Origin of the sequence: Bifidobacterium castoris, assembly GCF_003952025.1 — a bacterium.
In the GTDB taxonomy this organism is placed as follows: domain Bacteria; phylum Actinomycetota; class Actinomycetes; order Actinomycetales; family Bifidobacteriaceae; genus Bifidobacterium; species Bifidobacterium castoris.
Genome location: NZ_QXGI01000002.1, coordinates 319,120 through 333,542, shown reverse-complemented (window position 1 = coordinate 333,542; position 14,423 = coordinate 319,120). Strand labels below are relative to the sequence as shown.

At 66.2% G+C, this 14,423-nt stretch carries 10 protein-coding genes; 1 reads left to right on the top strand and 9 read right to left on the bottom strand.

The features are described from left to right. Positions 1 to 87: 87 nt before the first annotated feature. The gene (locus tag D2E22_RS03575) at positions 88 to 2,607 is read right to left on the bottom strand and encodes a beta-galactosidase (RefSeq protein WP_126031746.1); all 2,520 of its coding nucleotides are present in this window, start codon (positions 2,605 to 2,607) and stop codon (positions 88 to 90) included. Between the two features lie 502 nt (positions 2,608 to 3,109). Beyond that, positions 3,110 to 3,751 (bottom strand): uracil phosphoribosyltransferase, encoded by a 642-nt coding sequence (gene upp / locus D2E22_RS03570; protein WP_126031745.1) that lies wholly within the window; start codon positions 3,749 to 3,751, stop codon positions 3,110 to 3,112. A gap of 249 nt (positions 3,752 to 4,000) precedes the next feature. Between upp and D2E22_RS03565 the strand changes: the two genes are divergently transcribed. Beyond that, complete coding sequence (locus D2E22_RS03565) at positions 4,001 to 4,939, top strand: NAD-dependent epimerase/dehydratase family protein (protein WP_126031744.1); 939 nt, start codon at positions 4,001 to 4,003, stop codon at positions 4,937 to 4,939. Between the two features lie 301 nt (positions 4,940 to 5,240). Here the strand turns inward: D2E22_RS03565 and D2E22_RS03560 are convergent, their stop codons facing one another. From D2E22_RS03560 to D2E22_RS03530, 7 genes are all read right to left on the bottom strand, one after another. After that, the gene (locus tag D2E22_RS03560; protein WP_126031743.1) at positions 5,241 to 6,308 is read right to left on the bottom strand and encodes a glycerophosphodiester phosphodiesterase family protein; all 1,068 of its coding nucleotides are present in this window, start codon (positions 6,306 to 6,308) and stop codon (positions 5,241 to 5,243) included. An 84-nt stretch (positions 6,309 to 6,392) separates the two neighbouring features. Continuing rightward, entirely contained in the window at positions 6,393 to 8,375 is a 1,983-nt protein-coding gene (locus tag D2E22_RS03555) for an AarF/UbiB family protein (protein WP_126031858.1), read from the bottom strand. A 124-nt stretch (positions 8,376 to 8,499) separates the two neighbouring features. Beyond that, positions 8,500 to 8,841: a phasin family protein gene (locus D2E22_RS03550; RefSeq protein ID WP_126031742.1), complete on the bottom strand. Its 342-nt coding sequence runs from the start codon at positions 8,839 to 8,841 to the stop codon at positions 8,500 to 8,502. A gap of 78 nt (positions 8,842 to 8,919) precedes the next feature. Next, a complete protein-coding gene (locus D2E22_RS03545; RefSeq protein WP_126031741.1) occupies positions 8,920 to 9,669 on the bottom strand; it encodes a type 1 glutamine amidotransferase in 750 nt (249 codons plus the stop codon). A gap of 11 nt (positions 9,670 to 9,680) precedes the next feature. Continuing rightward, positions 9,681 to 11,144, bottom strand: a complete 1,464-nt coding sequence (locus tag D2E22_RS03540) for a Mur ligase family protein (RefSeq protein ID WP_126031740.1) — start codon at positions 11,142 to 11,144, stop codon at positions 9,681 to 9,683. Position 11,145: 1 nt separating this feature from the next. Then, on the bottom strand, positions 11,146 to 12,522 hold the full coding sequence (gene dnaB, locus D2E22_RS03535; RefSeq protein WP_126031739.1) for a replicative DNA helicase: 1,377 nt from the start codon (positions 12,520 to 12,522) through the stop codon (positions 11,146 to 11,148). A 138-nt stretch (positions 12,523 to 12,660) separates the two neighbouring features. Next, positions 12,661 to 14,217 (bottom strand): hypothetical protein, encoded by a 1,557-nt coding sequence (locus D2E22_RS03530; protein ID WP_126031738.1) that lies wholly within the window; start codon positions 14,215 to 14,217, stop codon positions 12,661 to 12,663. Positions 14,218 to 14,423: the final 206 nt, after the last annotated feature.

Here is a 14,423-nt window from a genome sequence, read left to right as displayed (position 1 = left end):
GATTCTCCTTTGAATGTATCTTCTGTTCTTCATATGGTTTGGGATGCGTGGGCGCCCCGTGGCCAATGCCGGGCGCCCGCGCACGGTCTATTTGGCGAATCGCAGCAGCGCGCACGCGAACGGGGCGAGTTCAAACGTGCCCGGGGCGACCGGCATGCCGTCGAGGTCGGTCGCGGGCTTGGCGACATCGATGGAGGCGGGCGCGCCTCCCATGTTGGCGATGTGGAAGTCGGCGTACCGCTCGTTGTCGCGGCGGAACTTCAGCACGGCCCCGCCCGCGCGCACAAACGCACGATCGTCGTCGAACGGGGCGATGTCGTGTGCGACAAGCGCATCCCAGAACGCGCTGCCGTCCGCCTGCGCCGGGATGCCTCCGATGTACACGGCCCCGTCGCGGCGCGCGACGGCCGTGCGGCCGGCTGCGACGTCGCTCGTGACGGTCATGTAATCCAACGGGCGTTCCGCGCGGAACATAGTGACGAGACCACCGAGCGCATCGTGCGCCTTACCGACCGAGACGACCGCCTCGGTGCGCGGATCCGCCGACAGATACTGCACGACGTCACTCACGCCCATCCACTCACCGAGTTCGCCCAGACCATTGCCATCGGCGGTGTTCCAAGCCATATCGGCCGTCCGGTCGCCGGTCATGGGCCCGAGGACCAGCTTGCCGCCCTGCTCCACGTATTGGCGGCACTTGGCCAACAACCGTGCATCCACACACCGGACGAACGGCATGAGCACGCACCGGTATCGGGTGAAGTCGGCGTTTTCCGGAATCAGCTCCGGATCGACTCCACGCGAGGAAAGCGCGTGATAGTAGTCGGTGACCATCGTCTTGAAGTTGTAGATGCCGCCCGACTCCACGTTGTATGCGCGGCGTGCCTCGTCGGAATACACCATGGCCACGCTTGAACGGACCACCTCCGTCTCTTCGAGGAACGGCGACTGGCGGCTCAGCAGCCGCTGCGACGCCAGCACATCGTCGTAGCCGATGTCGGGGGTGCCGGCGGCCGTCACCACCGCCCCATGCGGCTGCTCCACACCATGCTTCTGGCCGCGGTACAGCCAATACAGGAACGACCTGAGTCCGGAAGCATACCCGAGGAACACCTCGGTTTCGAGGAAACCGGTCGGATGCGGCAGCATGTAGTTGCCGGTATACCCGACATGCGAGGAGCAGGTCTCGAGCAGCAGCACATCATCGTTGGGGATCAGATTGCGCCACAGACCCAGGTTCATGGGGAACATCCACGGCGTCAGCGAATTGGGGTAGGTGTCGAAACCCACGATGTCGAGCTGGTCGAACAGATCGTAGTTGCGCAGGTTGAAGTTCGTGGACGTATTGTGCGTCAACGGAATGGACGTGGCCTCCACAAGGATCTGCGCCAGGCCGGATGCGAACTGGGTGAGGGTGTCGGCCGTGAAGGTGCGGAACGCGTAGTCAAGCGATGAGTTGTGCGCGAACGGAGTCGCCTCGGGCATCACCACATCGGCGAAGGAATCATACCGTTCACTCCATATGCCGGTGCCCCAGGCCGCATTGAGCGTCTCGATGTCGCCGTACTTCGATTGCAGCCATTGCGGCCACAACCGACGGCAGGTCTCACAGAAGCACATGTCCACATGGCACTTGAACTCGTTGTCGAGCTGGATCGCCACGACGTTCGGGTACCGCGACGCGACCTCGCCGATGCGCCGTGTGAGTTGATACGCCTTGCGGCGGTAGTCGGGATTGTTCGTGCATACATGCTGGCGGGAGCCATGCCGCATCACGCGCCCATCGGCGTCGACGACGCATGATTGCGGGTATGCAAGCGTGAACCAACGCGGCGGGGTCGGGGTGGGGACGCCGAGCACGACCTTCAGGCCGCGCGCGCGGTACCGGTCGAGCAGGCCTTCAAGATAGGCCATGTCATAATGCCCCTCCTCGGGCTCCAGCTTGCTCCAGAAGAACTCGCCGATGCGCACCGCGTTCATGCCGATGTCATGCGCATGGTTCATGTCTTCGTCATTGGTCTCCTCGCTCCACATCTCCGGGTACATGGACGCTCCGTATAGGCGGTCCGTTATGTGGCCGCGGCTGAAGTAGCGACGCACGACCCACCGCGCGACGAACGATGTGACCATGGTCGCGGCGGCGCCCGAGAGACGGCGGCCGCCCTCGACCGGTTCGAGCAGCTGGGCACGCTCGCTTTCGTATTCGCGCATGTACCAGGACATGGCGTAGGCGAATAGATCCAATACGTGCAAACGACGTTCACGCGCCACGTCGCGCACCGCCATGTCGACGGCAGTGGGATAAGCCGCATCCGGGACATCGGTCCTGAACACCGGGAGTTTCGTGGCGAGAGCGAGGCGCACACCCAGTTTCTCGCAGCGATCGGCGATGCCGTGCAGGCAATCGTCGTCTTGCGCGCACATGCCGTAGACGATCACGATATCGCCGTCAGCCAATGACAGGGTGGAGAACTCATCATGCCCAATGAGCTCACAGCCGATGGCGGGGACGTCGTCGGTTTCGGCAACCGCATTACGGATCCTGCATGCGAGCTGCTGGCGGTCAAGAGGAAGCGCCGTGTCGTCCGAGACAATGAAAATGTTCATTTCAGTGACCTTTTCTGACTGCTTTGTCGGAAGATTCCGAGGAATCTTGCTGATGACCTCAGCTTAAAACGACAAAACCGCACAAAATCGGCATACCGAATATCTCAGATTGACTTTTGACTATCCCATGTTGACCAAAGCCGTGCCGCGCCATTCAATGGTGCCGCGCACACTTCGTCCCAACCCGTCGGGCCCATCGATAACCCCACCCGCGAACTAGCCCGTTTGCGGCCCGACCCGTCGGCCCCGCCGATGAACCGGGACGCTCCGGACCGACCCGTCAACCACCTCGACGAACCCACCCGCGAACTAGCCCATTTGCGGCCCGTTCCGTCGACCCCACCGACGAACCGGGACGCTCCGGACCGACCCGTCAACCACCTCGACGAACCCACCCCGCTCGCGGCCGACCCGCGCAACAGCCGCAAGCGCCGATAGACGCAAACGGACGGACGCCCCGACCTGGGAGCGCCCGTCCGTATGAATCCGTTATCCGGCCTGATCAGTCGACGACGCCGTAGAGGCGGTCGCCCGCGTCGCCGAGTCCCGGCACGATGTAGCTGCGGTCGTTGAGGCCTTCATCCACACCGCAGACGACGACGCGGAAATCGATGCTCGGATCGATGTTGTCCTCGACGAACTTGATGCCTTCCGGAGCCGCGATGATGCAGATCGCCGTCACGTCCTTCGCGCCCTTCTCGGCGAGGTAGTGCGTCGCGGCGACGAGCGTGCCGCCGGTCGCGAGCATCGGGTCGATGAGGAAGCACTGGCGGCCCGAAAGATCGTCGGGCAGCCGGTTCGCGTAGGTGATCTGCTGCGTCGGATGCTCCTCGTCGCGCTTCATGCCGAGGAAGCCGACTTCGGCGGACGGCATCATGCGCGTCATGCCGTCGAGCATGCCGAGTCCTGCGCGCAGCACAGGCACGATGATCGGCCTCGGCTTGGCGATCGCCTTGCCGACCATCGGCGCGACCGGCGTCTCGATCGGCTTGTCCACGACGGCGAGGTTGCGCGTGGCTTCGTACGCCTCGAGCGAGACGAGCTCGGAGACGAGCTCGCGGAACGTCGAGGAAGGGGTGTTCTTGTCGCGCAGCACGGTGAGCTTGTGCTCGACGAGCGGATGATTCAGTACATGCAATTCCATACCCCCAGCATAACCCCCGGTCCCTGCCGAAAGACCGCGTCACACCGTCCATCCGCACCCCTCCCCCCATATTATGCTCACAGAGTATGCACGCCGCGTCATCGCAGATGCTCCCATGCCCGTCTCAGCAGGTGGATACGCCGCCGTCCCGCATGCCGCCGGCCGCTACACTGGTGGGCGGTGTGCCCCCGCGGGGGGTGGGACGCGGCGCTCACAGGGCGACTACAACATGAAGAGAGGGGTCGGGGCATGACACGCAGCATCCTCGTCACGGGTGGGACGATTTTCGTAAGCCGTTTCATCGCCAGGTATTTCGTGGAGCTGGGTGACGACGTCACCGTGCTCAACCGCGGCTCGCACCCGCCTGTCGCCGGTGTGCGCACGCTCGTCGCTGACCGCCATGACCTGGGGCATCTGCTCAACGGGGAACGCTTCGACGCCGTCATCGACGTGACCGCCTACGACGCCCGCGACGTGCTCGACCTTGCGCACGCGCTCGAACATGCGCGTGTCGGCTCGACGATCATGATCAGTTCGAGCGCCGTCTACCCCGAGACGAATCTGCAACCCTTCGCCGAGGGCGTGCGGCTCGGCCGCAACATGTTCTGGGGCGATTACGGCACCGGCAAGATCGAGGCGGAACGCGCGCTGCTGCAATGCGTGGACGGCGCTTACATCGTCCGGCCGCCGTACCTGTACGGGCCGATGAACAACCTGTACCGCGAGGCCTTCGTCTTCGACTGCGCGCGCGAGGACCGCCGGTTCTATCTGCCGCACGACGGCCATATGCGGTTGCAGTTCTTCCATGTGCGCGACCTGTGCCGTTTCCTCGAGCGGATCATCGACGAGCAGCCCGCGCAGCATGTGTTCAACGTCGGCAATCCGGACAGCGTCACCGTGCGCGAATGGGTCGACTTGTGCTACGCCGCCGTCGGCAAGACGCCGACCTATGCGAGCGTCGACGATGTGGAGCCGCGCAACTTCTTCCCGTTCCACGATTACGAATACAGCCTCGACGTGCACGCCCAGCAGGAGATCATGCCCGACGTCACGCCGTTGGACAAAGGCCTGTGCGAGTCCTACGACTGGTACCGCACCCACGTCGATCAGGTGAACACGCATCCGTACACGCAGTACATCGATCTGCATCTGGCGCCGACAGCCCAGAAGCTGCAGCCGGTGCACTGACCGGGGCATGCAGCCGCCAAGTCGGAGAAAATATCGGGATAGAAGAAAATGCGCCGGACCGCGAAAGCGCCATGTCGGCGCAAAGGCCGCTCGCAGCGGCAAAAAATGGAGCCCGGGGCTATGCACGGCCCGACGCGGATACCATTGTACATGCTTTCGCCGGATTCACATCCGGCGCGTCGCCATGTCCCCGCAGGTGCAAGTCGATCGCCGATTCCTTGCGGCCTCTGCACAATCTGAAAACGGCGGCGATGACCGCCCCCGGTCATGCACCGCCGCATATCAGCACACGCACCGCGGCTTACAGCTGCAGCGCGCTCGCCGGGGTCTCGCCCGGGACGAAGGCTTCGAAGATGAAGCGGTCGAAGTACGGCAGGCACGCATTGAGCTCCTGCTCGCTGCGCACCGTCCAAGCGACCGCCTGCGCGCCCATGCGCCGCGCGAACGCGAGCGCCTTGCTGCTGCCGTTGCGGTAATCGTAGGCGATGAAGTCGGGGCGGCTCATCCAGTTGAACGCGAGCTTGCCCGCGGCCCACACGACCGGGTCGGTGCCGCCGAAGGGCGCATCCTCGGCGAGCTGTCCGCGCGACGTGTTCGGATGGTTCTCCTTGTACCAGTGCATCGCCGCCGGGTTGAACGACTCCACGGCGTAGACGCCCTTGTACGCGTCGAGCAGATCGGCGGCCTGCTGCATCAACGCGTCGTCGCGGCTGCCCCAGTCGCGCACGTTCTCGAACTTGAACTCGACGATGATCGGCACGCGACCGTCCACGACTCGCAGCACGTCGGCGAGCAGCGGCACATGCTGGTAGTACCCCGTCGGCGCCTCGTCCGGCGTCCTGACGAGCGTCGGGTCCTCGGCCGTCGCGCCCGGCAGCAGCGGCGACGTCTCGGCGCCCGGCGCCGCCGTCGGGAACAGCGCGATCCGCATCAGCTCGTCATAGGTCAGGTCGGCGATCCTGCGCGGGTCGCCGGCGACGCGCAACAGATCGGGGTCGTGCGCGACGACGACCTTGTTGTCGAGCGTGAGCTGCACGTCGAGTTCGATGCCGTATCCGGCCTCGGCGGCGGCCGCGAAGGCCGCGAGCGAGTTCTCCGGCGCGATCGGGCCGACTTCGCTCGGCGTGCCGTAGCCGGCCTGCATCGCCATGCGCCGCGCGAGCGCCACGTATTCTCCGCTCTCGCCCGCGTACTGCTGGCTGAGCCCCGAGCCGGCGTCGTGCAGGCCCCGATGCGCGTACATGACCTCCGGCAGCGACGACACGTAGTTCTTCCTGCGGTTGCCGAAGCTGCGCGGCGCCGTCGCCCACACCGCGGCGCCCGCGGTGAGCGCCGCGCCGATGACGATGTTCCTCAACGTCTTTGCCATGGTTCCTCCTTGGTTCCTTCCTTCGAGCCTAGTGCACGCTGCGGCGCCGCCACGCGCTGTCAGCGAACTGACGCCGCCGATATCCTACTTGCGTTTCCGGCGCCGCCGCTCGCGCCCTTTGAGATAGATGTCGATGACGATCCAGCACGACAGCACGAACGCGGCCACGTATCCGACGAAGCCGACGAGCGGTATGCCGAATATGATCGGCTTCATGCCTGCGTAGTAGACGATCGACGATCCGATGAACAGTCCGACGACGATGAGCGCCATTGTGAGCCTGTTGACCATGTCCGACAGCTGCCGCAACGGCTCCTCGGAGCCGACGAGCTCGAAGTTCGTCCGCAGTTCGCCGCGCGTGAGCATGTGGAGCGCGACGTTCGCCTCGCTCATCGACCTGAGCGCGCCGTGCAGCGCCTCATGGCCTTCGAGCGCGAGTTTCCTGACCTCGTCCTTGGCGGCCTGCGTCTTCGTCTTCGAGTGTTCGATGTGCTCGGAGATGATCTCGATCATGTTGACGTGGGGGATGAACTTGTCGAGCAGCCCTTCGAGCGTCACGAGCGCGCGGCCGACCGTCGTGATCGAGCTGGGGATCTCGATGCCGTGGCGCCGCGCCATCTGCGTGAGCGACGTGAGGAACTGCGCAAGGTCGAGGTCCTGCAGGTTCACGGTGCCGAATTCCTCGATGATGCCGTCGAGGTCGGCGAGCAGCGACGGATAGTCGGCGTGGTCGGACTCGGTGCCGGCGAAGCGCAGCAGCGCGTCGGCGAGCTGCGCCGAATCCTGCTTGGCGACGGCGAAGAGCATCTGCTTGAGCGCGGCGCGCGTCGACGCGTTGAGCCGTCCGGTCATGCCGAGGTCGAGCAGCACGATCTGGCCGCCGCGGATCTCGATGTTGCCCGGGTGGGGGTCGGCGTGGAAGAAGCCGGCGTCGAGGATCTGGCACGCGTAGTTGTCGACGAGCTTCGTGCCGATCTCCTTGAGCGAATAGCCGTCGTCGATCAGCTCGCGCGTGTGCGAGATCGGGATGCCGTCGACGTATTCCATGACGAGCACATGCTCGGTGCACAGTTCGACGTACGGCGTCGGGCAGTCCATGTACGCGAAGTCGTCGCAGAAGCGTTTGAAGGCGCTCAGGTTGCGCGCCTCGTTGAGGAAGTTCGTCTCCTCGTCGAAGGTGTCCCACAGTTCCTCGACGACGCCCTGGAAGTCGACGACCTGCGCGTTGTGCATGATCTTCGTCGCGCCGCGCGCGAGCGAACGCATGATCGAGACGTCCTCGGCCATCGTCACGCGCACGCCGGGGCGCTGCACCTTGACGGCGACGTCCTCGCCGCTGAGCAGCGTCGCGCGGTGCACCTGCGCGAGCGACGCCGAACCGAGCGGCGTCGGGTCGATCGTGCGGAACACCTCGCCGAGCGGGCGGCGGTATTCGGATTCAAGCGTTTCGAGCACGATCGAATACGGCATCGGGTCGGCGTCGGCGCGCAGCTTGGACAGTTCGTCGCAGAACGACTGCGGCAGGATCTCGGAACGCATCGACAGGATCTGGCCGACCTTGACGAAGGTCGGTCCGAGCGCCTCGAACATCAGGCGCATCTTGACCGGCGTCAGTCCCTTGAGCGCGTCGAACTGCATCGCGATCTTGCCGATCTGGCGAAGTCGTTTGAGTTTGCTGCGGCGCGTCAGATGGTACTGGTCGGCGAAGGAGCGGCGGTGCGCGCCGAACAGTCCGATCGTCTCGGGGTCCTTCGATGCCTTCGGCAGTTCGTCGCGCAGTTCGATGATGCGCGCGGCCTCCTGCGTCTCCTCGGCGTCGAGGAGACGTTCCTGCTGCGGCTGATGCGCCGCTGGGCCGTCGGCGTGCGCCTCCTGGTCCTGCAGCTTCGCGTCGAGGTCGACGATTTTCGACGTGTCCACGCGCGCCTTATGGCGCCGTTCGCGAGCGGCGCGCGCCTGCTCGCGCTCCTCATGGCGCGCCTCATGGGCCTCGTCGCGCAGTTCATGGCGCTCCTGCCTCGCGAAGCGGCGCAACTCGTCGGGCGGCACCGCGCCGTCCGGCGGCATGGCGCCATGCTGGTCTGGATGCTGGTTCACGGGCATGCCGATGCACCGCCTTCGGTTTGGCGCCTCAGGCGGCGCATTGAGTCATGGCGCGCATCGGCGCGCCGGGGATTGGCGTTCCGGGGACTCACTTATCCGAGTCGTCGGCGGCGGCCGTGTCGTCGTCCTTGTCGGTCAGGTCGTCGACGGCCTTCGAGGCCTGGCTGCGCAGCCCGGCGGCGGCGTCCTGCACCGTCTGCGACGCCTGCGCGGCCTTCTCCTTGAGCGAGTCCTTCTTGTCGCCGGCCTTGCGCGCGAGTTCGCTGTTGAGCTGCTTGCCCTGCTCGACGGTCAGTTCGCCGCGTTCGACGAGACGGTTGACGAGCTCCTGGCCCTTTTCGGCGGTCGTGGCGATCGCGCCGACGCCCGCGAGGAAGATCTTGCGCAGGCCTTCGCCGAAGTCCGGGATGTTGTTGTTCGAATCGGTCATGATGCCTCCCAGCTCATACCCTGTTGGAGTAAGTATCGGTCAGTGCCAACTCTACACGTTCCGCCGCGTCGGCCGCGTTCAGCGTGGGCGTAGTCGCGCGACCTCGCGCGCCCGTTGCGCGATGCGGTCGATGCGCGAGAGCTCCTCGCGCTGCGCCGGCGCGGACTCCGGGCGGAAACCGCCGTAGCGGCGTTCGACGGCCGCGCGGATCAGGAAATCGCTGATTGCCGGGTTCTTCGGCAGCAGCGAACCGTGCATGTAGGTGCCGATGACGTTGTGCACGCGCGCGCCTTCGGTGTGGTCCTCGCCGTTGTTGCCCATGCCGTCGTGGGCGACGGTGCCGAACGGGCGTACGCCGTCGCTGAGGAAGGTCTGCCCCGAATGGTTCTCGTAGCCGATGACGTCGCCGAAGTCGTCGCTGTGCTCGACGAGGTTGCCGATCATGCGCACGTCGCGGCCGACGGTATGCGCGCCGATGATCGAGATGCCTTCGAGCCGCGCGCCGTCGACCGTCTCGAAGTAGTCGCCGAACAGCTGGTACAGGCCGCAGATCATCAGCATCGGCACGCCGTCGTCGGCGAGCGCGCGCAACGTGTCGGCGCGCGCGTAGAGGTCGTCGATGATCTTCTTCTGGCAGGTGTCCTGGCCGCCGCCGCCGAGGATGAGGTCGGCGTGGTCGGGCCATGGGTCGCGCTGGTTGACGGCGTGTACGCGCGGCTCGTAGCCGTAGAGCGCGAGACGGCGTTCGATCGTCAGGACGTTGCCGGAATCGCCGTAGATGTTCATGTCCTTCGGATACAGCGAGACGATGTCGATCGGTCTGGCCATGCGTCGCTCCTTCACTTGCCCACGCCGGCGTCGGCGACGTCGGCGATCTTCGACAGATACGCGCGCACGGCGAGCATCGCCGTGTACGTGCAGTAGATGTGCTTGCGGCGCCCGGGGTTGCGCGCCGTGAAGGCCATGACGGCCTGTTCGAGATCGGTCTCGACGCCGCCGACCTCGACGTCGTCGTAGGCGAGGCGCAGCGCCATGTCCCAGGCGCGCACGCCGGAGACGGTGTCGACGCCGCCGGCCTTGAGGCTCGTGAAGTCGACGTCCCACAGCCAGCTCATGTCGCGGCCGTCCGCGTATTCGTCGTTGATGCAGATCATCGTGTCGGCATCGTCCGGCGGGAACGAAGCGAGCGCAAGGCGGAATCCCATCGGGTTCTTGACGAGCAGCAGTTCCGTCGGCGAGCCGTGCACGTCGATGATTTCGCCGCGGCCGAAGGCGGGCGTGACCTGCGCGAGCGCGTCGAGCAGCTGCGCCGTGTGCGCGCCGGCGAAGCGCTGCGCGCGCATGACGAATCCGTCGCGGCGCGACCGCGGCAGCGTCGACGCGGCCTTTGCAATCATGTCGGGGCCGCACAGGTCCTGCTGGACGGCGCGCACGACGGCGAGCGCGGCCGCCGCGTTGTAGAGGTTGTAGACGCCTTCGAGCTTGACCTCCGACTCGTATTCCTGGCCGTCGATGACCATCTGCGCGCGGTGGTCGCCGACCGCCGTGAGCATGACGTCGGCGGGCGTGACGTGCGCGGCGGCCGCGGTCGGCTCCCCCGGCGCGTCGGCGGCGGCGAGAGCGACCGTCGTCGCCATGTCGTCGTCGGTCGGGAAGTAGCGGCGCAGCGCGCGCGACAGGCCGAAGTACGACGCGCGCGCGTCGGCCGGCGCGAGGCCGGCGAGCGCGGCGATGCGCGGGTCCTCGCGGTTGAGGACGACGGCGCGCGTCGTCGCCTCGGCCACGCGCGCGAGCAGCCGCGCCGTGTTGTCGATCTCGCCGAAGCGGTCGAGCTGGTCGCGCATGACGTTGAGCAGCAGCGCATACTGCGGCCTGACCTGCGCGACGAATTGCACGGCGTAGGCCTCGTCGAGTTCGAGGACGGCGATGTCGGCGTCGATGCGGCCGCCCATCGTGACCTCGTTGAGCAGCGCGGAGACGACGCCGCGCGTGAAGTTGGAGCCGGTCGGGTTCGTGAAGACGCGCAGTCCCAATGATTCGAGCATCATCGCGACCATGCGGGTCGTCGTCGTCTTGCCGTTCGTGCCGGAGACGAGGACGACGCCGAGCGGCAGCTGCGCGAGCGTGCGGCGCAGGAACGTCGGGTCGACGCGTTCGACGACCTTGCCGGGGAACGCGCTGCCGCCGTGACGGGTGACGCGCGACGCCCAGCGCACCGTCTTGCCGAGCAGCGGCGTCGCGAAAGCGCACCATGGTTTGCGTGGCGGCGTGTTCGGCGCCGCGCCTGTTGACGTTGTCGTCATGTCAGACTCCCTGCTGATAGTCCTGGGGCATGTCCTGGAACTTAGAATACTGTCCGCGGAACGCGAGGTTGAAGGTCGCCGTCGGTCCGTTGCGGTGCTTCGCCATGATGATGTCGGCCTCGCCGGGACGGTCCTCCTTGTCGTAGGCGTCGGGGCGGTGCACGAGGAAGACGACGTCGGCGTCCTGCTCGATCGAGCCGGATTCGCGCAGGTCGGACAGCTGCGGCTTCTTGTCGTTGCGCATCTCTGGGCCTCGGTTGAGCTGCGAGAGCGCGACGACCGGCACTTCGAGCTCCTTCGCGAGCAGCTTGAGCGCGCGGGAGAACTCGGAGACCTCCTGCTGGCGGCTTTCGACCTGCTTGCCGGAGCTCATCAGCTGCAGGTAGTCGATGACGACGAGTTTGAGGTCGTCGCTCTGCTTGAGCTGGCGGCATTTCGCGCGGATCTCCATCAGGCTCATGTTCGGCGAATCATCGATGAACAGCGGCGCGTCCTTGAGTTTGATGAAGAAGTTGTTGAGCACGTTCCAGCGGCCCGGGTCGATGTCCTCGGCGTTGCGCATCGCCGAGAGCGGGATGTTCGTCTCGGCGGAGATGATGCGCTGGGACAGTTCGATCTGGCTCATCTCGAGACTGAAGATGACGGTCGTCAGATGCTGGTGAAGCGCGGCGGCGCGCGCGAAGTCGACGCCGAGCGTCGACTTGCCCATCGCGGGGCGTCCCGCGACGACGACCATCTGGCCCGGCTGCAGGCCCTTCGTCACCGAGTCGATGTCGCGGAAGCCGGTGAGGATGCCGGATTCGATCTCGCCTTTCTGGATGCGGTCGATCTGCTTGAGCGTCGCCTCGACGGCGCTGGAGATCGGCGCGTAGTCCTGATGCACCTTGCCCATGCTCATCTCGTAGATCTCGGCCTGGGCGAGGTTGACGACCTCCTGCGCCTGCGAGCCTTCGGCGTTGTAGCCGAGCTGCGTGATCTTCGTGCCCGCGGCGATGACGTTGCGCAGGATCGCGCGCTGGTGCACGATCGTCGCGTAGTACACGGCGTTCGCGGCCGTCGGCACCGAGCCGATGAGGTCGTGCAGGTAGTCGACGCCGCCCACCTTCTCGAGGTCGCCGGCGTCGTCGAGGCGGTTCGCGACGGTCACGACGTCGGCCGGGTCGCCGGCGGAGAACAGGTCGATGATCGCCTTGTAGATCGTCTGGTGCTTCGGCTGGTAGAAGTCGGCCTCCTCGAGCGTCTGCGTCACCTCGCCGATCGCGTCCTTCGCCATCAGCATGCCGCCGAGCGTCGCCATCTCGGCGTCGTCGTCGTGCGGCGGCACGCGATCGAACAACGCCATGTCGTTCTTGTCGTTCCTGTCGAATCCTTCAGCCATAACAGTCGATTATATGGAAGGCCGACGTACCGCAGGAGACCCCTCACGGCGACACTCCGCGCGAAGGCCGCGCATGAACGCGTGTCGGGTCTTCGCACGGAGTGTCGCGGCCGGTCGGGGTGTCCGGGACCGTCGGGTTCAGCAGGCCTCGCCGATCGTTCCGGGCAGTTCGAGCTCCCGTTCGAGCCGCGGCAGCACGGCGCGCGAGAAGGCGAGCGTCGACGGTCCGAACAGTTCGAGCGTGGCCTCGCGCAGCGTCGGATCGTCCTTCCACGGCATGCGTGCGAGCCATATGGCCACGGCGGCGTCGCGAATCGAGCAGTAGCGGCGCAGCATCTGCGTCTGCTCCTGGCGCGACGCGTCGTGCAGCCGCTCGTAGTCGATTTCATGCTCGTCGATGAGCAGCATCGGCATCGCGAGCGTGCCGATGTCGCGCATCATCGCGCAGATCGAGTCGAGGCTCCTGAGCGAGGTCCGCAGCAGCTCCTCGTCATGCGTCGCGAGCGCGCCCATCAGCTGGTTGCGCATCATCGCGCCGAGCAGCGACCCGGCGACGTCGTTGAGGTAGAGCATGTTGCGCCACAGCGGTTTGCGCATCTCCTCCTCGCGCGCCTGCGCCGACGCGAAAAGCGCTTCGACGAGCGCGGGCCTGTCCTCCCACAACTCCTCGACGGCCCGCCGCAGCCGCTGCGCGTCGTACAGGAACCGCCGGTCGATGCGCTGCTCGAGCGCGGAGACGCACGGCTTGGCCTGCACGTACCGTTCGATGTCCTCCTCGCGCCACGCCTCGCCGGCCCGGGCGCGGGCGAGCGCCTGCGCGATGCCGACGTGGTAGGCGAAATACTGGTAGGACGTGCATATGATGTCCTCGTCGTCGCTCGTGCGGTTCGGCATCGCGACGTTCACGTCGCCGCGGGCGAGCGCCTGCTCGTATTCGGCGTCGGCCTGCAGCCGCAACCCTTCGATCGTGCGCAGGATGTCCATCGCGTCCTCGTGCGCGCGCCGCTGCGCCTCGTTGCGGAACCGGTGCTCCGGCGTCGTGTCCTGCAGCAGCAGTTCGCCGCCGATCGTGCCGTCGGTGAGCAATGTGTAGGCGACGCGCGCCGCGGGCATCCCCGGCGCGCCCCAGCGGATGACGCTGCGCGACGCCATCGAACGCGTCATGCGGTAGTACTCGAAGCCGTCCTCGCAACGCTGCTTCTTCGTGCCGAAGCGGCGCTTGTCGCGGCCTCCGAAGCGTTTGGCCAGACCTTTGGCGTCGGTCGCGCGGATGTGCAGCGGCAGTTCGTCGACCGGCCGGTCCGTGGCGAAGGCCATGCGCGCCTGCTCCATGCGCTCGTACAGCCAGTAGCCGAGGCCGCGGCGGCGCACGACGTATTCGCAATGCGTCAGGAAGGCCCTGCAGTGGTCGATGAAGGCGCCGTCGCCCATCTCGGCCGCCGAGCACAGTTCGACGGGCCAGCAGGACGCGCCGAAGAGATCCTCGCCGAGCTCCAGCAGGCGTTCGGGAGCCGGAGGCATGATCGTGCTCAGCATACGCCCCTGCGGCGTGTCCTTCTCGTCGACGACGATGCGTTCGGCGTTGACGATGTGGTCGTCGAACAATGTGCGCAGTTCGACGAGCTCCTCGAGGAACCCCTGCGAGTCGAGTGCGAGCGTCGCGCCGTCGGCGCCCGGGTCTGCTGTTGTGGACATATGTCCTCCTTGTCCGTGGAATCTCGTTGGTCCGCACCGGTGTTGCAGCCACTGTGCCGCATCGGCCGCGCGGACGCCAACGGCCTGCGAAACTTTGTGGAAATGTGGAAAGCCCGCGCGTGTTCCACCGCTCCCCCGCCGATGTGGACGGCCGATCGCGCTCCGGACGCATCGGCCGATACGCCCGACGTTCCCGCCGCGCCCCC

Coding starts and splice junctions, on each gene's coding strand:
- D2E22_RS03575 (WP_126031746.1), bottom strand. CDS start 2,607: ATGAACATTTTCATTGTCTCGGACGACACGGCGCTTCCTCTTGACCGC.
- D2E22_RS03560 (WP_126031743.1), bottom strand. CDS start 6,308: ATGGCAAAGACGTTGAGGAACATCGTCATCGGCGCGGCGCTCACCGCG.
- upp (WP_126031745.1), bottom strand. CDS start 3,751: ATGGAATTGCATGTACTGAATCATCCGCTCGTCGAGCACAAGCTCACC.
- D2E22_RS03540 (WP_126031740.1), bottom strand. CDS start 11,144: ATGACGACAACGTCAACAGGCGCGGCGCCGAACACGCCGCCACGCAAA.
- dnaB (WP_126031739.1), bottom strand. CDS start 12,522: ATGGCTGAAGGATTCGACAGGAACGACAAGAACGACATGGCGTTGTTC.
- D2E22_RS03555 (WP_126031858.1), bottom strand. CDS start 8,375: ATGCCGCCGGACGGCGCGGTGCCGCCCGACGAGTTGCGCCGCTTCGCG.
- D2E22_RS03550 (WP_126031742.1), bottom strand. CDS start 8,841: ATGACCGATTCGAACAACAACATCCCGGACTTCGGCGAAGGCCTGCGC.
- D2E22_RS03530 (WP_126031738.1), bottom strand. CDS start 14,217: ATGTCCACAACAGCAGACCCGGGCGCCGACGGCGCGACGCTCGCACTC.
- D2E22_RS03545 (WP_126031741.1), bottom strand. CDS start 9,669: ATGGCCAGACCGATCGACATCGTCTCGCTGTATCCGAAGGACATGAAC.
- D2E22_RS03565 (WP_126031744.1), top strand. CDS start 4,001: ATGACACGCAGCATCCTCGTCACGGGTGGGACGATTTTCGTAAGCCGT.